The 15,836-nt window shown below is 61.2% G+C and carries 16 protein-coding genes and 1 tRNA gene; 6 read left to right on the top strand and 11 right to left on the bottom strand.

Annotated features, from left to right (window positions below; translation table 11 throughout):
• Positions 1–11 precede the first annotated feature (11 nt).
• The 7 genes from zapD to RQP54_RS01485 form a co-directional block, all read right to left on the bottom strand.
• A complete protein-coding gene (zapD, locus tag RQP54_RS01515; RefSeq protein ID WP_315676403.1) occupies positions 12–767 on the bottom strand; it encodes a cell division protein ZapD in 756 nt (251 codons plus the stop codon).
• On the bottom strand, positions 764–1,390 hold the full coding sequence (gene coaE / locus RQP54_RS01510; RefSeq protein ID WP_315676402.1) for a dephospho-CoA kinase: 627 nt from the start codon (positions 1,388–1,390) through the stop codon (positions 764–766). Before coaE ends, zapD begins: the two co-directional genes overlap by 4 nt.
• 12 nt (positions 1,391–1,402) lie before the next feature.
• Positions 1,403–2,260: an A24 family peptidase gene (locus tag RQP54_RS01505; protein WP_315676401.1), complete on the bottom strand. Its 858-nt coding sequence runs from the start codon at positions 2,258–2,260 to the stop codon at positions 1,403–1,405.
• Entirely contained in the window at positions 2,260–3,477 is a 1,218-nt protein-coding gene (locus tag RQP54_RS01500; RefSeq protein WP_315676400.1) for a type II secretion system F family protein, read from the bottom strand. Before RQP54_RS01500 ends, RQP54_RS01505 begins: the two co-directional genes overlap by 1 nt.
• 15 nt (positions 3,478–3,492) lie before the next feature.
• Positions 3,493–5,226 carry a type IV-A pilus assembly ATPase PilB gene (gene pilB / locus RQP54_RS01495; RefSeq protein WP_315676399.1) on the bottom strand — a complete coding sequence of 578 codons (1,734 nt, stop codon included), beginning with the start codon at positions 5,224–5,226 and terminating at the stop codon, positions 3,493–3,495.
• Positions 5,227–5,376: 150 nt separating this feature from the next.
• A tRNA-Pro gene (locus RQP54_RS01490) sits at positions 5,377–5,453 on the bottom strand.
• 29 nt (positions 5,454–5,482) lie between these two features.
• Positions 5,483–6,412, bottom strand: coding sequence for a polyprenyl synthetase family protein (locus RQP54_RS01485; protein ID WP_315677730.1), 930 nt, complete (start codon positions 6,410–6,412; stop codon positions 5,483–5,485).
• A 224-nt stretch (positions 6,413–6,636) separates the two neighbouring features.
• Between RQP54_RS01485 and rplU the strand changes: the two genes are divergently transcribed.
• The 4 genes from rplU (at position 6,637) to proB (ending at position 9,574) form a co-directional block, all read left to right on the top strand.
• Complete coding sequence (rplU, locus tag RQP54_RS01480; RefSeq protein WP_315676398.1) at positions 6,637–6,948, top strand: 50S ribosomal protein L21; 312 nt, start codon at positions 6,637–6,639, stop codon at positions 6,946–6,948.
• A 12-nt stretch (positions 6,949–6,960) separates the two neighbouring features.
• Positions 6,961–7,218: a 50S ribosomal protein L27 gene (rpmA, locus tag RQP54_RS01475; protein WP_315676397.1), complete on the top strand. Its 258-nt coding sequence runs from the start codon at positions 6,961–6,963 to the stop codon at positions 7,216–7,218.
• A gap of 75 nt (positions 7,219–7,293) precedes the next feature.
• Positions 7,294–8,364: an Obg family GTPase CgtA gene (gene cgtA, locus RQP54_RS01470; protein ID WP_315676396.1), complete on the top strand. Its 1,071-nt coding sequence runs from the start codon at positions 7,294–7,296 to the stop codon at positions 8,362–8,364.
• Between the two features lie 73 nt (positions 8,365–8,437).
• Entirely contained in the window at positions 8,438–9,574 is a 1,137-nt protein-coding gene (proB, locus tag RQP54_RS01465; RefSeq protein ID WP_315676395.1) for a glutamate 5-kinase, read from the top strand.
• 79 nt (positions 9,575–9,653) lie between these two features.
• Here proB and RQP54_RS01460 read toward each other — a convergent pair whose 3' ends face one another.
• The gene (locus RQP54_RS01460) at positions 9,654–10,172 is read right to left on the bottom strand and encodes a CNP1-like family protein (RefSeq protein WP_315676394.1); all 519 of its coding nucleotides are present in this window, start codon (positions 10,170–10,172) and stop codon (positions 9,654–9,656) included.
• The gene (locus tag RQP54_RS01455; protein ID WP_315676393.1) at positions 10,169–10,807 is read right to left on the bottom strand and encodes an RNA pyrophosphohydrolase; all 639 of its coding nucleotides are present in this window, start codon (positions 10,805–10,807) and stop codon (positions 10,169–10,171) included. The genes RQP54_RS01460 and RQP54_RS01455 overlap by 4 nt, the downstream gene beginning before the upstream one ends.
• 92 nt (positions 10,808–10,899) lie before the next feature.
• Here RQP54_RS01455 and RQP54_RS01450 point away from each other — a divergent pair, with 92 nt between their 5' ends.
• Together RQP54_RS01450 and RQP54_RS01445 are read left to right on the top strand one after the other, a co-directional pair.
• Positions 10,900–12,642: a proline--tRNA ligase gene (locus tag RQP54_RS01450; protein WP_315676392.1), complete on the top strand. Its 1,743-nt coding sequence runs from the start codon at positions 10,900–10,902 to the stop codon at positions 12,640–12,642.
• Positions 12,639–13,283 (top strand): lytic transglycosylase domain-containing protein, encoded by a 645-nt coding sequence (locus RQP54_RS01445; protein ID WP_315676391.1) that lies wholly within the window; start codon positions 12,639–12,641, stop codon positions 13,281–13,283. Before RQP54_RS01450 ends, RQP54_RS01445 begins: the two co-directional genes overlap by 4 nt.
• A gap of 570 nt (positions 13,284–13,853) precedes the next feature.
• Here RQP54_RS01445 and RQP54_RS01440 read toward each other — a convergent pair.
• Positions 13,854–15,143 carry a tryptophan--tRNA ligase gene (locus RQP54_RS01440; RefSeq protein WP_315676390.1) on the bottom strand — a complete coding sequence of 430 codons (1,290 nt, stop codon included), beginning with the start codon at positions 15,141–15,143 and terminating at the stop codon, positions 13,854–13,856.
• A 21-nt stretch (positions 15,144–15,164) separates the two neighbouring features.
• The gene (locus tag RQP54_RS01435; RefSeq protein ID WP_315676389.1) at positions 15,165–15,833 is read right to left on the bottom strand and encodes a site-2 protease family protein; all 669 of its coding nucleotides are present in this window, start codon (positions 15,831–15,833) and stop codon (positions 15,165–15,167) included.
• Positions 15,834–15,836: the final 3 nt, after the last annotated feature.

The raw sequence follows: 15,836 nt of genomic DNA, 5'->3' as shown, positions 1-15,836 counted from the left end.
GGGCATCAGCATCACGCGCACAGCGTGAGTTCGAAAGCGGCATCCGACTGGGTGCTGTGGTTGCGATTGTCCTCACCCTGCTGCATCAATCGGATCGAGACCATCAGGCGATTGCCGCTGATCTCTGGGATCAGGCCCAGCTCGGGGTCGATGACCAAGCGCAGCAGCTGGAAGGTTCGCCCCGCCGGCAGGTTCTGCTGGTATTGCCCACCATTGGCGGCCACCTTTTGCGGTGATCCAGAGTCACGCAGTAGCTTGAGAAGCAACTGAATCGCTTCAGCCAGCGGCGCCAGCGTGGCAGCCCAAGCTTGCAGGTCTTGCTGGCGTGACGCAGCGGGCTTGTACTGCCAAGCGTAATAGGCCGGCAAGTCAAATTCGCAGGTACCCCCGGGAATACCTACACGGCTACGGATGCCCATGAGCCAATCGTTCTCGGTCAGCGACTGGCCGGCTTTGCCCGGCTGGCTATTGAGGTTAGTGAAGCAGCGCTCGAGTTGCCCGATCACGTGGTCCAGCATGCTTTCTGCGATGGCAGGGTTCCCGCGATAGCCATTGAGCACCTGCTTTTGGCGATCCAGGTCCTTAAGTACGTCGGCCTTGAGATCAGCGCGTGCTCCCACGTCCATGACTTCGAACATGGTGGTCAGTGCATAGTGATGGTCCAGCGCATCCGTGCGCGCCATCAATGTGCCGAGATTCAGGAACAGGTGCTCCAACCGCAAGAAGGTGCGAATGCGCTCGTTGAAGGGGTACTCGTAAAGAATCACGCTGAATCTTTCGCTAATGTGTGCAAACCAAGTATGGTACAGACTTGTTGGCACTGTTTTTCCAAATCAGCCAGGCCGATGCCATCATTGAAGAGTACGAGGTCAGCGCCCGCCAGTCGCTGCTGACGCGAAGCCTGTGCCTGCATGATTGACTTCACTCGCGCCGGCGGCAATGCGCTGCGCTGGATCACGCGGGCCATCTGCGTTTCGGCGGAGCAATCCACGACAAGAACACGGTCCAGACGAGCACGCCAGTGCTTGGATTCGATCAGCAAGGGAATGTCGTACAGGAATACTCGGGAGCCACGCCGCAGGGCTGCGTCCTGTGCGTTGGCAATTTCCTGCTGAACCAGCGGATGGATGATGGCTTCGAGTTCGGCCCGAAAAGCCAGGTCGTCAAAGGCTCGCTGGCGTGCGATGCCGCGGTCCATGGCGCCATCCGCGCCGACGATGGCCTCGCCAAAGCGTGCTCGCAACGCAGGAATGGCCGACCCGCCAGATAAGGTGACAGCTCGGGCCATGTGGTCGGCGTCAAGCACGACCCCTGTGCATAGACGTGCCAGCAAGGCGGCCACGGTTGACTTGCCGCTGCCAATGCCGCCAGTGACGCCGAGATGAATCACGTGGTGAGGGGATTAAAGGCCGATCACGCGCTGAACCGTTGCCGTGCCGAATGCCAGCGTGACGAACCCCGCCCCAGCCAGGAACGGGCCGAAAGGAACATAGCCGCCCTCGCGCAACTGGCTGTTGATCTTCATGGCGATGCCAACCAGCGCGCCAATGACCGAAGCCATGAGAATCATCGGGATCAGAGCTTCCCAGCCAAACCATGCGCCCAGCGCGGCGAACAGCTTGAAATCGCCATAGCCCATGCCCTCTTTTCCGGTAGCCAACTTGAAGAGCCAGTACACCGACCATAAGGACAGGTAGCCGGCAACGGCTCCCCACAGGGCATTGCTGAGCGATAGGCCGCTGAGGCCCCACTGCGCGGCAAGCAGTCCGGCCCACACCAAGGGCAGGGTGATGTCGTCTGGCAGCAGCGTGGTGTCCCAGTCGATCAATGCCAGTGTGAGCAAGGCGGCAGAGAAACCACACCAGGCCAGCGCTGCGGATGAGGCTCCGAAGCGCAGGCCGCACCACGCGAAAAGCCCCCCGGTGACCAGCTCCACAAGCGGATAGCGTGGGCTGATGGATGCACGGCAGGCAGAGCAGCGCCCCCGCAACGCCACGTAGCTCACGATAGGGATGTTTTCATACCAGGTGATGCCGTGGCCGCAATGGGGGCAGCGTGATCGGGGTACGACGAGGTTGAATGGGTCTTGGTTTTCCTCAGGCAGAGGCGTTTTGACCTCAGCGCCTAGCATCTCGCGGCACTCGCGTTGCCACCCCCGCTCGAGCATGATAGGCAGACGGTGGATGACGACGTTGAGGAAACTTCCGATTAACAGGCCCAGAACGAACAGTCCGTAGGCTGCGTAGCTGTTCCAATCCATCAAACCACCTGACCCAGCTTGAAGATGGGCAGGTACATCGAGACCACAATGCCGCCGATGACGGTGCCGAGCACCACGATGATGATGGGTTCCATCAGGCTGGAAATACCTGCGACCATGTCATCGACTTCCGCTTCGAAGAAGTCGGCAGCCTTGCCGAGCATGTGATCAATCGAACCGGACTCCTCGCCAATGGCGCACATCTGTAGCACCATGGACGGAAAGAGGTTGGCGTTGGACATGGCCGCCGTCAGCGATGTTCCGGTGGAAACCTCTTGCTGGATCTTCTGCGTGGCATCGGAATACACGATGTTGCCGGCTGCACCACCGACGGAGTCCAAGGCTTCGACTAGCGGCACACCAGCGGCAAACATGGTGGACAAGGTACGTGTCCAGCGCGCTACGCAGGACTTGTCGACCAGGACACCAAAGATAGGCATCTTGAGCAAGGCGCGGTCCATGAAGGCCTGTACCTTGGGGCTGCGTTTCCATGCCTGCAGGAAGTAGTACACACCGCCGCCGATGCCGCCAAAAATCAAGTACCAGTACTGAATGAAGAACTCGCTCATGGCAATCACGAACAGGGTCGGTGCCGGTAATTCCCCACCAAAGGAAGTGAACACCTGCTTAAAGGACGGGATCACGAAAATCATGATCACTGATACCACAACGAAGGCCACGATCAATACGGAGATCGGGTACATGAGCGCCGATTTGATCTTGGACTTGATCGCCTCGGTCTTTTCCATGTAGACGGCCAGCCGATCCAGCAACTGGTCCAGGATACCGGCGGACTCTCCAGCTTCGACAAGGTTGCAGTACAGGTTATCGAAATAGATGGGATATTTGCGAAACGCCACACTGAGTGCGGTCCCTGTTTCGACGTCCATGCGGATGTCGTTGAGCAGTTTGGTGACGCTGGGGTTGGGATTGCCGCGGCCCACGATGTCGAAGGCCTGCAGTAGAGGAACCCCCGCTTTCATCATGGTTGCCAATTGGCGGGTAAAGATGGCTAGGTCTTTGGGCTTGATGGACTTGCCGGAGCCCATGCGGCGTTTCTTGATCTTCGTCGGTGTCACGCCCTGCCGCCGCAAGTAGGCCTTGACCTGGTTCTCACCGGCTGCGCGCGTTTCGCCGCGCACCTGCTTGCCGTTGCGGTCCTTGCCTTCCCACTCGTAGACCACCTCAGCGGCCGTTGCGCTTTTCTGTGTCGCCATGAAGCCCTCTTGTTATTACAGGTTGGTGACTGCCAGAACTTCTTCCAGCGAAGTCAGTCCCACCTTGACCTTGTGCAGCCCAGCCTGGCGCAACGAGCGCACCCCTTCAGCTTCGGACTGCGCTGCAATTTCCATGGCGCTACCATCGCGGAGGATGATTTTCTGAATCTCCTCGCTCACAGGCATCACCTGGTAGATACCGACCCGGCCTTTATAGCCGTTATTGCACATGTTGCAGCCGACTGCCCGGTACGGTTTCCAACTTCCGTCAATCTCGGACTCCTTGAATCCAGCATCCAGTAGCGAACTGCGTGGAATGTCGGCTGGGGCCTTGCAATTGGTGCATAGGCGCCGGGCTAGACGTTGCGCCGTGATCAGGATCACGCTGGACGCGATGTTGAAGGGCGCGATGCCCATATTTCGCATGCGGGTCAGTGTGGTCGGCGCGTCGTTGGTGTGCAGCGTGGACAGCACCAAGTGACCGGTTTGTGCCGCCTTGATGGAAATGTCTGCGGTTTCCAGATCTCGGATTTCGCCGACCATGATGATGTCGGGGTCTTGGCGCAGGAAGGACTTGAGTGCCGCTGCGAAGGTCAAGCCGGCCTTCTCATTGACGTTGACCTGGTTCACACCCGGCAGGTTGATTTCCGAGGGATCTTCTGCCGTGGCAATGTTGACGCCAGGCTGGTTCAGCAGATTTAGGCAGGTGTAGAGCGAAACGGTCTTGCCCGAACCTGTGGGCCCAGTGACCAGCACCATGCCGTAGGGGCGACCGATGGCATGGAGCAGTCGCTCCTTTTCCTCAGGCTCATACCCCAGGGCATCGATGCCCAGCTTGGCGCTACTCGGATCCAGGATACGGATCACGATCTTTTCGCCAAACAGTGTGGGCAGCGTGCTGACGCGGAAGTCGATCACCCGATCCGGGCCGACTTTGAGCTTCATGCGACCATCCTGCGGGACCCGCTTTTCCGAGATGTCCATGCGTGAGATCACCTTGATCCGGGACGCGAGCTTGTCTTTGATGGCAATAGGCGGGCTAGCGATTTCCCTGAGCTCGCCGTCGATGCGGAAACGTACACGGTAATTGTGTTCGTAGGGCTCGAAGTGCAGGTCGGAGGCACGCATGCTGAAGGCATCCATCAGCATCTTGTGCAGGAAACGTACAACCGGCGCATCCTCGACCTCAGAGGATGGGGCGGCCTGGTCGTCGACTACAGCTTCGGCAGCGGTCTCGTCGAATTCGAAGTCCCCACCGATGATGTCCTCTACCGCTTCGGTTGCACTGGTGGATGCCGCATCAACCAGCTTGGAGAGCTTGTCGTATTCCGCGACGACCCAGTCAACGGCAAGCTGGGTGGAAAACCGGATTTTCTCCGTCGCGGTTTGGTCTGAAGGGTCGGCAGTGGCCAGAACCAAACGATTACCGCGCTTGCTCAATGCCAGGATGCGGTAATCGCCACTGATCTTTCCGTCCAGCAGACCCTTGGGCAACTTCTGCGTATCGATGGCATTGAGATCCAGCAGCGGCAACGCAAACGCTTCGGACAGCGTGTGGGCCACATCGGAGGCGGACACTGCACCCGAACCGACCAGCTCCGCAACGAAGCTCTTCTTTCCAGCGATCGCTTTCTTGTAGACCTCTTCAGCCGCGCGCTGGCCCAATTTGCCCGCGGCCACCAAGGCTCTTCCCACGCCCGGCAAGGCGATGCCTGGGGCGTCCTTTGAAACTGCGTCAGATACGGCCATGTGTTTGTCTGCCTGTTTTCCCTGCTAGTTGTGGGCAATCATCCACCAAAAAATGGCTGGTGCCTACAGGCTTAGCCCGAGTGTATAGCTGCTTTAGGGTAAAGCATACACATTGATACAAAGCGAGGGAAGGCGCGGGGGGGCAGAAAGTGGTCGGGGTGAGAGGATTCGAACCTCCGGCCTCTACGTCCCGAACGTAGCGCTCTACCAGGCTAAGCTACACCCCGCGGTGCTATTTGCGTCGGCGCCGACTGTCTCAGTGGTCGCGTTGCAATGATTTTGCTGTCAATTGTAGCAAACACTCTTGGTAGGAATTTGCGGGAAGTTGCTCCGCAGCCTGTGCGGCCCGTTCGGCTTCCTTGCGCGCTGCATCGCGCGCGACGTCCAGTGCCCCGGTGCCGCGAACGATGCGTACGACATTCTCCAATTGGTCCAGCTCACCGTGTTCGATCGCATGACGGATCAAAGCCGCATCCTGTGGGTCAGCCCGTTTCATGGCGGCGATCAAGGGTAGCGTGGTCTTGCCTTCACGCAGGTCGTCCCCCAGGTTCTTCCCCATCACCGCGGCATCGCCTGCATAGTCCAGGACATCGTCGATCACCTGGAAGGCAGTTCCCAAGGCCTGGCCGTAGTCGGCGCAGGCCTGCTCTTGGGCTGGCGTGGCGCCCGACAGCAGGGCTCCGACGCGCGCACTGGCTTCGAACAGCTTGGCGGTTTTGGATCGGATGACTTGCAGGTAGCCCGACTCCGTGAGTTCGGCGTTGTGCATGTTCATCAGCTGCATGACCTCGCCTTCGGCGATAACGTTGGTGGCGTCGGCCAGAACCTCCATGATGCGCATGCTCTGCGCTTCCACCATCATCTGGAAGGCCCTGGAGTACAGGAAGTCACCGACCAGCACGCTGGCGGGGTTTCCGAACTTGGCATTGGCGGTGGAATTGCCGCGCCGCAGCATGGACTCGTCCACCACATCGTCGTGCAGCAGGGTTGCGGTGTGGATGAACTCGACGACTGCGGCCAGATTGAACCGCTGAGTGCCGGTATAGCCCAGAGCGCCGCAGCACAGCAGCAGCAGCGCGGGGCGCAGGCGCTTGCCACCCGCGGCAATGATGTACTGCGATACGCTGCCCACCAGGGGAACATCGGACGACAGGCGCTGGGAGATCACGCGGTCGACTTCGAGCATGTCGGGCGCGATCAGGGAGAGTCCGGCGGCGGCGGTGGCGGTGGCGGTGGCGGGGGATTGCAAGGCGTGGAATCCGGTTAGATGTTTGGGCCTAATTATAGAAAGCCTTTGTGTCCACGCCCTGGCTCTGGGTGAAGCAACTTGCCATGGCAAAGCCTGCATGGTAGAATCTCGGGCTCTGCGCGAAATACCTTCGTGCGGATTCTTCGTTTTAAGAGGTTCACATGTACGCGGTCATAAAAACCGGTGGCAAGCAATATCGCGTTGCTGCTGGCGAAAAAATCAAAGTAGAACAGATTGCTGCGGACGTAGGCCAGGAAATCGTGATCGACCAGGTTCTCGCTGTGGGTAACGGCGCTGAGCTCAAGGTGGGCACGCCCTTGGTGTCCGGTGCTACTGTTAAAGCCACTGTCGTTTCGCACGGCAAGCACGACAAAGTGCGCATCTTCAAGCTGCGCCGTCGTAAGCACTACGCGAAGCACCAAGGTCACCGTCAGCAGTTCACCGAACTGCAAATCGGTGCGATTTCTGCTTAAGGAGCTTAGGTCATGGCACAGAAAAAAGGCGGCGGCTCTACGCGTAACGGGCGCGATTCCAAGCCCAAGATGCTCGGCGTGAAGGCATTCGGTGGCGAGCTCGTCACTGCAGGTTCCATCATCGTTCGCCAGCGCGGTACCAAGTTCCATCCCGGCGCCAACGTGGGCGTGGGCGTGGACCACACCTTGTTTGCCTTGGTCGACGGCCATGTGTCGTTCGCTGTGAAGGGCGCGCTGAACAAGCACACTGTGAGCGTGACCGCGGCCTAATCCGCAGCACCATGCTCTCAGGCAAAACCCTGCGCCCTTCGCGCGGGGTTTTTCATTTTTGAACGGGACATTGCCATGAAATTCGTTGACGAAGCATTCATCGACATCGCCGCAGGAGATGGTGGCAATGGCTGCGTCTCGTTCCGGCACGAGAAGTACAAGGAATTCGGTGGCCCCAACGGTGGCGATGGAGGTCGGGGTGGGCACGTGTTTGCCGTCGCAGATCCGAGCCTCAATACCTTGGTGGACTATCGATACGCGCGTCGCTACGAGGCCAAGCGCGGTGAGCATGGCATGGGTTCCGACATGTTCGGTGCCGCAGGCGACGACATCACCCTGAAAATGCCCGTCGGGACAATCATCTCGGACGCGGAAACGGGTGAGGTGCTGTTTGAACTGCTGCATCCGGGCGAAGTCATCACCATTGCCAAGGGTGGCGACGGCGGATTCGGCAACCTGCGTTTCAAGAGTGCCATCAATCGGGCGCCGCGGCAGAAGACGCCGGGCTGGCCGGGCGAGCGCCGCAGCCTCAAGCTGGAACTGAAGGTACTGGCTGACGTGGGCCTGCTGGGCATGCCCAATGCGGGCAAGTCGACGTTCATTGCAGCGGTTTCCAACGCCCGCCCCAAGATTGCCGACTACCCCTTCACGACCCTGCACCCCAACCTCGGGGTGGTACGCGTCGGGCCGGAGCAGAGCTTTGTCGTCGCGGATATTCCGGGCCTGATCGAAGGCGCCTCCGAAGGCGCGGGGCTGGGGCACCAGTTCTTGCGCCATTTGCAGCGCACGCGTCTGCTGCTGCATGTGGTGGACGCAGCACCTTTCGATGAGTCCGTGGATACCGTGGCCCAGGCCAAGGCGATCGTCAACGAACTGAAGAAATACGACGAGGCCTTGTACAAGAAGCCGCGCTGGCTGGTGCTCAACAAGTTGGACATGGTGCCCCTTGAGCAGCGCGAAGCCCTGGTCAAGGACTTTGTGAAGCGCTTCAAGTACAAGGGGCCGGTGTTCGAGATTTCGGCGCTCACGCGAGAGGGGTGCGAGCCCTTGATTCGCGAGATCTACAAGCATGTGAAGGCGCAGCAGGTGGCGGAGCAGGTGACGGTCGAGGTGGATCCCCGCTTTGCACCGGATGCCCAGCCCTGACCATGGGATGGTTAATTCGCTATGGTTTGAGTAGCGGCCTACGCAGTATCGAAGAGGGCTAGTGGCGGAAATGATGCACAAGAAGTTCAGTTCTACGGTGCTGCGGGACGCACGCCGCATCGTGATCAAGGTGGGCTCCAGCCTCGTGACCAACGAGGGGCGGGGATTGGATGAGCAGGCCATTGGTGAATGGTGCCGGCAGATGGCCCATCTGATGCGCGACGGGCGCGAGGTGATCATGGTGTCCAGTGGTGCCATCGCGGAAGGCATGAAGCGTCTGGGCTGGTCGAGCCGACCGACAGAAATCCAGGAACTGCAGGCCGCCGCCGCCGTGGGGCAGATGGGTTTGGCCCAGATGTACGAAACCAAGCTGCGCGCCAACGATCTGGGATCGGCACAGGTGCTGCTGACCCATGCTGACCTGGCGGACCGCGAACGCTACCTCAATGCGCGCTCCACGCTGCTGACCCTGCTCATGCTCGGCGTGGTGCCGGTCATCAACGAAAACGATACCGTGGTCAACGACGAGATCAAGTTCGGAGACAACGACACCCTGGGTGCGCTGGTGGCCAACCTGGTGGAGGCCGATGCCCTGGTGATCCTGACCGACCAGAAGGGCCTGTACACCGCAGACCCACGCAAGCATCCCGAGGCCGAGTTCGTGCACGAGGCCCAGGCTGGTGATGCGACATTGGAGGCCATGGCCGGTGGTGCGGGTTCGAGCATTGGCCGTGGTGGCATGCTGACCAAGATTCTGGCCGCGAAGCGGGCGGCGGGGTCCGGAGCTTCGACCGTCATTGCCTGGGGCCGCGAGCCCGACGCCCTGATCCGCCTGACGCAGGGTGATGCCATTGGTACTTTGCTGATAGCGCCTACCCAGAAGACCCAGGCTCGCAAGCAGTGGATGGCGGACCATCTGCAACTGCGTGGCTCCGTAACGGTGGATGACGGTGCCGTGGCCAAACTCCGCGATGAGGGCAAGAGCCTGTTGCCGATTGGCATGGTGACGGTAGAGGGTGACTTCTCCCGCGGCGATGTCATTGCCATTCGCGATGGCGCTGGCATGGAAATTGGCCGTGGCCTGGCGAACTACGCCAGCGCCGAGGCGCGCCTGATTTGCCGAAAGTCGTCCACGGAATTTGCCCGGCTGCTGGGTTATGCGGCCGAGCCGGAGATGGTGCACCGCGACAATCTCGTACTGGCCCGTTAAGAACCCATTGTGCCCTTGCCGCTGAGGCCAAGGGGGCGATGCCAATACCGCTTGGCCGCCACAGGCGGCCTTGGCAAGCTCAGCGCAGCGGTGCTCCCCGCTTGAGGGCGCCAAGAATTTCCGCTACCGAGCTGCGGGGTAAGCGGACATCGCAGGCACCCTGGCGGGCAATGGCAAAGGCGTGCTTGGACGGAAGGTTGGAGTTGATCTCTTTCCACACCGGTTCGGCTATCGGCAACCAGCCATTGCTCTGGTTCCAGCGCGCATAGGTCTTCACTTCGTCGGTAGGGCAGCGAATACCCTCGTAAACCGCGCTAATCGACCCGCTTTGGTTGGTCATGTATGCCACGTAGCGAACCACGCCGTCACTGCCAATGACCACGGTACTGGGATCGACAGCAACTTTCACGCTGACGTGCAAGGGCATGGCAATGGCCAGACCACCACTGGGCTGGAAGGCGGGAGCGGGCGGTACCGCAGCCTCGACCCATTCCACTTCTGGCACGTAATTGTTGTTGGGAGCGGCCTGCACGGACAGGGTTAGGCCCAGCAAGGCCAGAAGCGCGCCGCCGACGTGTCGCAGATATTCGCTTTTCATTGCTTGCGGCCCTCTGCGTGGGCCATGGGATCGGGATCCATCGAACCACCGGGAGGCAACTCGACCCGCCCATGCAATGGCAATACCGATCGATGGCGATCCCCGGTGTGTTCCATGGAGTTGCGTGGACCGTGGCGAAGAAAACGGCCGCCACGCCCTTCCGTGCGCGGCAGGAAACGCGCTAGCTCGGTCAATGCCATCTCATAGACGCCACGCTTGAATTCGATCACCGAATCCAGCGGTACCCAATAGTCGTTCCAGCGCCAGGCGTCGAACTCGGGGTGGCTGGTGGCGCGCAGGTTCAGGTCCCAGTCGTTGCCCACGAGTTGCAGCAGGAACCAGATCTGCTTCTGGCCTTTGTAATGGCCGCGGGCGTCGCGGCGGATGTAGCGGTCGGGTACCTCGTAACGCAACCAGTCTCGGGTACGGGCCACGATACTCACGTGCTTCGGCTCCAGGCCGATTTCCTCGTGCAGCTCGCGGAACATCGCCTGCTCGGGCGTCTCGCCCCGGTCGATGCCGCCTTGGGGAAACTGCCACGAGTGCGTGCGTATGCGCTTGCCCCAAAATACCTGATTCTTCTGGTTGATTAAGACAATACCGACATTGGGCCGAAAACCGTCCCGGTCGAGCATAATCAAACCCCAAATTTTTAAACTGCGTCCATTATGCACGGCCCTTGTCGCGCATCAAGTGGTCCGCCTCCGGTTGCCTGCGAGTTCCCCCGATGAAAGCCTCCCAATTCCTGATCTCCACCCTCAAAGAAGCCCCGACCGATGCGGAAGTGGTGAGCCACAAGCTCATGATGCGCGCCGGACTCATCAAGAAGCTCGGTGCCGGCATCTACAACTACATGCCCATGGGGCTGCGGGTGATCCGCAAGGTCGAGGCCATCGTGCGCGAGGAAATGAACCGGGCCGGCGCCATGGAGATGACCATGCCGGTGATCCAACCCGCCGAACTGTGGCAGGAAACCGGGCGCTTCGACAAGATGGGACCGGAGCTACTGCGCATCAAGGACCGCCACGACCGCGACTTCGTGGTTCAGCCCACCAGTGAGGAAGTGGTCACTGACATCGCGCGGCAGGAAATCAAGAGCTACAAGCAGCTGCCCAAGAACATCTACCAGATCCAGACCAAGTTCCGTGACGAGCGCCGCCCCCGCTTCGGCCTGATGCGCGGGCGCGAATTCATCATGAAGGACGCCTACAGCTTCGACCGCGACCAGGACAGCGCCAAGGCCAGCTACCAGGTCATGGCCAACGCTTACCGCAAGATCTTCGACCGCTTCGGCTTGCGCTACCGTGCCGTGGCGGCCGACAGCGGGGCCATCGGTGGCGACCTGTCGGAAGAGTTCCAGGTAATTGCCTCCACCGGCGAAGACGCCATCATCTACTGCCCGACCAGCGATTACGCGGCCAACATCGAAAAGGCTGAGGCCCTGGCTCCGCAGCAACCACGCCCTGCCGCTGCGACAGCGATGGAAAAGATTCCCACCCCGGGCAAGAGCACCTGCGAAGATGTCGCGGCCTTGCTGGGCGTGCCGCTCTCCACGACGGTCAAGTCGCTGGTGTTGGCGACCGACGAGAAGGACGACAAGGGCGTGGTCGTCAAGACCCAGGTGTGGCTGCTGCTGGTGCGCGGCGACCATGACATGAATGAGGTCAAGGTCGGCAAGCTGCCCGGCCTGGCCGAGTTCCGCTTTGCCACCGTGGGTGAAATCGAGGAGCATTTCGGCTGCAAACCCGGCTACCTCGGCCCCATTGGCCTGAAGAAACCGCTCAAGATCGTGGCCGATCGCGACGTGGCGGTGATGGCTGACTGGATCTGCGGCGCCAACGCCGAAGACTTTCACATCCGTGGCGTGAACTGGGGCCGCGACCTGCCCGAACCGGACTTCGTGGCGGACATCCGCAACGTGGTGGCTGGCGACCTCTCGCCCGACGGCAAGGGTGTGCTGGCGATCGAGCGCGGCATCGAAGTGGGCCACGTGTTCTACCTCGGCACCAAGTATTCCAAGGCCATGAATGCCACCTTCCTGGACGTGAACGGCAAGCCCCAGTTCATGGAAATGGGCTGCTACGGCATTGGCATCACCCGCCTGCCCGCGGCGGCCATCGAGCAGAACCACGACGACAAGGGCATCATCTGGCCCGACGCCATCGCGCCCTTCACCGTGGTGCTGTGCCCCATCAGCCCCGACCGCTTCCCGGACGTGAAGGCTGCGGCCGACGCGCTCTATGCTGAGCTGCTGGCCGCAGGCGTGGACGTGATTCTGGATGACCGCAACGAGCGCCCAGGCGCCATGTTTGCCGACTGGGAACTGATCGGTGTGCCACACCGTGTGACCATCGGTGATCGCGCGCTCAAGGAAGGCGTGGTGGAATACCAGCACCGCCGTGACAGCGAAGCCACCAAGGTCGCCGTGGCCGACATTGCAGCCCACCTGCGCGCCCGCCTGCAGGCATGAGGTCCGCGCCTGTTGACGCCAGCGTCACCAGGCGTAGCTGCCTCCGCCCGCTGTTGCTGCTGGGCTTGCCGCTCTCGTTCTGGGAGCAGGCCCATGCGGGTGGACAGCTGGAAGAGCCCCTGGCCGACGCGGTGCGCACGGCACTGAGTTCGGCCATCCACAACGCCGCCCCCCCCGTACCCGAGTTTTCCAGCACCATGGAGCGCATGGCCTACCTGCGTTGGCTGGTGACCGCCAGCTACCGCCTGCGCAAGCGCAAGACCGAACTGGAAGTGCGCAAGGAGTTCCTGCAGACCGTGTGGTACGAGGCCAAGCGCTCGGGGCTCGATGTGTCGCTGGTGTTGGGGCTGATCCAGGTGGAAAGCGGCTTCCGCAAATTCGCCGTGAGCCCGGTCGGTGCCCGTGGCTATATGCAGGTCATGCCGTTCTGGACGAGGCTCATCGGCGATGGTGACCCGGGCAAGCTCTTTCACATGCAGACCAACTTGCGCTTTGGCTGCGTCATCCTGCGGCACTACCTGGACCGCGAAAAGGGCGACCTGTACATGGCCCTGGGGCGCTACAACGGCTCGCGTGGCAAGCCGGAATACCCGAATGCGGTGTTTGCTTCTCAGAAGCAGTGGGATATACCGGTTCGGTAAGGTTGGGGTTTTACGCATGGGGAACCATGCGGCACTGCCTGGTTTCGGAGAAATTGCCTTGCAGGCGGCTTCCACACTTCCCCCACTCACCCCCCGCCCTCTCGCCCCGCCGGGCGAGAGGGAGCTAACAGCCACATCTGGCCGCGTGTTCAAACGAGGGCAGTGCACGCGCCGCTTGGCGTTGGGGCAGGGGTGTGCGGATTCTTGTGCCAAATTGGCCTACAGCCCAAGTATTTATTGCGTAAGCAGCTATCAATTACGTAGCGACTGCAAGGCGGTCCCGCGCGGCCTACCGCTCACGTGGCCGTCGCCCGTGCACTTCTCTTGTTTACCGCGACAGCCAAATGTGGCTGTTCAGGCTCCCTCTTTCGCCCGGCGGGGCGAGAGAGGGCGGGGGGCGAGAGGGGGGCGTGAGGAAAAGACAAAACCAAGCATTGCCTCCGAACCACGGCACTGCCCCATGGTTCCCGAAAGCAATGGTAGGTAAAATCGATCGGTAGCCCGCGTAAAAACTGCGCAGACAGCTACTAATTCAGTAGCAACTGCATCCAGCCCAAAAGCCGCAGGCGTTCAGCCCAGCTGCCCTAAGGCTTCTGCCACCGCTGCTTCATTCACAGCCACAGCCGCCACGTCCACCTGTGCAGCCATGCCAGCCAGCGCAGATACGCCCTCGGCACGCAAGGCCGCGATGCGTTGCCCCGCTGCCTTGGGATTGTCAAAGCCCGTGCTCTGCAGCACCAGCACGCCCTCGGCATTGAGCAGCTTGAAGTAGAACTTGCCGTCCTTCTCGCGGTACTGCTTCAGGGTGGCCGTGGCGGCCTTGGCAGCCTTGGTCACAGCTTCCTGCACACCGGCACCCAGTGGGCGCAGGCCTACGGCGTGGCGCAGGGTGCGCATCAGCGGTGTGGCCTGGGCGCGGGCCTTGGCGGCACCCGCCAGCAGGATTTCCTCGATGCGCTGCGGCTCAGCCATCAGCGCCTGGTACTTGTCGCGCAGCGGGGCGATCTCGCGGTCGATTCGCTCGAACAGCATCTGCTTGGCGTCGCCCCAGGCGATGCCCTCAGCGAAGGCCTTGGCAAAGGCAGCGGTCTCGGCCTCATCGGCAAAGGCCTGGTAGATCTGGAACAGGGCCGAGCCCTCGGTGCTCTTGGGCTCGCCTGGGGCCTTGGAGTCGGTGACGATACCGCCGATGAGCTTCTTCAACTGTTCACGGCTGGCAAAGAGCGGGATGGTGTTGTCGTAGCTCTTGCTCATCTTGCGGCCGTCCAGCCCCGGCAGCGTCGCCACGTTGTCCTCAATGACCGCTTCGGGCAGCACGAAATGCTCGCCGTAGAGGTGGTTGAAGCTGGCGCCCATGTCGCGCGCCATCTCGATGTGCTGGATCTGGTCGCGCCCCACCGGTACCTTGTGGGCGTTGAACATGAGGATGTCCGCGCCCATCAGTACCGGGTACATGAACAGGCCCACGTTCACGTCGGCGTCGGGGTCGTTGCCCGCGGCGGTGTTCTTGTCCACGGCAGCCTTGTAGGCGTGGGCGCGGTTGAGCACGCCCTTGCCCAGCACGCAGCTGAAGAACCAGGTGAGTTCGGGAATTTCGGGAATGTCGGACTGGCGGTAGAACACCACCTTGGCCGGGTCCAGCCCGCAGGCCAGCCAGCTCGCGGCAATTTCCAGCGTGGAGCGCTGGATGCGCGCCGGCTCATCGATCTTGATGAGCGCGTGGTAGTCGGCCAGGAAGTAGAAGCTTTCGACATTGCTGGCCAGGCTGGCGCGCACGGAGGGGCGGATGGAGCCGACGTAGTTGCCCAGATGCGGGGTGCCCGAAGTGGTGATGCCGGTGAGGAAACGGGTGGTAGCCATGACGGAAAAAGCGAAATATTCTTAATGGGAAAGCAAGGCGAAAGGCGTGAGCAGCACTTGCAGCACGCCGCCGGTCAGGGACATGAGCGGGCGCATCCACACCGAACTGACGATGCCGGTAAACACCAGCGCCATGACGATGAAGAAGCCCCAGGGTTCGATGCGGCTCACCGCCAGTGCCTGGCGCATGGGCAGCAGCCCAACAAGGATGCGGCCACCGTCCAGCGGCGGCAGCGGAAACAGGTTGAAGGCGAACATCACCACGTTGACCAGCATGCCGCCCTGGCACATCTTGAGGAAGAAGGGTTCGCTGACACCCAGCGTCAGCATGAGGTGCAGCAATACACCCCAGGCAAACGCCTGTACGAAGTTGGAGCCCGGCCCGGCCAGTGCCACCCACACCATGTCGCGTTTGGGGTGGCGCAAGTTGCCAAAGCGCACCGGCACCGGCTTGGCATAGCCAAACAGGAACTCGCCCCCGGTGCCGAAATACAGCAGCAGGGGCATGAGGATGGTACCCACCGGGTCGATGTGGGCCATGGGGTTGAGCGTGACACGGCCCATCATGTAGGCGGTCTTGTCGCCGAAGCGCATGGCGGCGTAGCCGTGCGCCGCTTCGTGCAGGGTGATGGCGAAGATGACCGGCAGCGCGTACAGCGCCACGGTTTGAATCAGGTGTCCGATGTCCACAAA

This window comes from Curvibacter sp. APW13, from assembly GCF_032337135.1.
Lineage (GTDB): Bacteria > Pseudomonadota > Gammaproteobacteria > Burkholderiales > Burkholderiaceae_C > Allorhodoferax.
Note: the sequence above shows the minus strand (reverse complement) of the source record. Positions and strands in the feature narration are given on the sequence as shown.

What these genes read in the sequence shown, in the direction of transcription:
- RQP54_RS01505 (WP_315676401.1), bottom strand. Translation starts at nt 2,260, where the DNA reads ATGGATTGGAACAGCTACGCAGCCTACGGACTGTTCGTTCTGGGCCTG.
- RQP54_RS01500 (WP_315676400.1), bottom strand. Translation starts at nt 3,477, where the DNA reads ATGGCGACACAGAAAAGCGCAACGGCCGCTGAGGTGGTCTACGAGTGG.
- pilB (WP_315676399.1), bottom strand. Translation starts at nt 5,226, where the DNA reads ATGGCCGTATCTGACGCAGTTTCAAAGGACGCCCCAGGCATCGCCTTG.
- RQP54_RS01485 (WP_315677730.1), bottom strand. Translation starts at nt 6,412, where the DNA reads ATGCTCGAAGTCGACCGCGTGATCTCCCAGCGCCTGTCGTCCGATGTT.
- rplU (WP_315676398.1), top strand. Translation starts at nt 6,637, where the DNA reads ATGTACGCGGTCATAAAAACCGGTGGCAAGCAATATCGCGTTGCTGCT.
- rpmA (WP_315676397.1), top strand. Translation starts at nt 6,961, where the DNA reads ATGGCACAGAAAAAAGGCGGCGGCTCTACGCGTAACGGGCGCGATTCC.
- cgtA (WP_315676396.1), top strand. Translation starts at nt 7,294, where the DNA reads ATGAAATTCGTTGACGAAGCATTCATCGACATCGCCGCAGGAGATGGT.
- proB (WP_315676395.1), top strand. Translation starts at nt 8,438, where the DNA reads ATGCACAAGAAGTTCAGTTCTACGGTGCTGCGGGACGCACGCCGCATC.
- RQP54_RS01460 (WP_315676394.1), bottom strand. Translation starts at nt 10,172, where the DNA reads ATGAAAAGCGAATATCTGCGACACGTCGGCGGCGCGCTTCTGGCCTTG.
- RQP54_RS01455 (WP_315676393.1), bottom strand. Translation starts at nt 10,807, where the DNA reads ATGCTCGACCGGGACGGTTTTCGGCCCAATGTCGGTATTGTCTTAATC.
- RQP54_RS01450 (WP_315676392.1), top strand. Translation starts at nt 10,900, where the DNA reads ATGAAAGCCTCCCAATTCCTGATCTCCACCCTCAAAGAAGCCCCGACC.
- RQP54_RS01445 (WP_315676391.1), top strand. Translation starts at nt 12,639, where the DNA reads ATGAGGTCCGCGCCTGTTGACGCCAGCGTCACCAGGCGTAGCTGCCTC.
- RQP54_RS01440 (WP_315676390.1), bottom strand. Translation starts at nt 15,143, where the DNA reads ATGGCTACCACCCGTTTCCTCACCGGCATCACCACTTCGGGCACCCCG.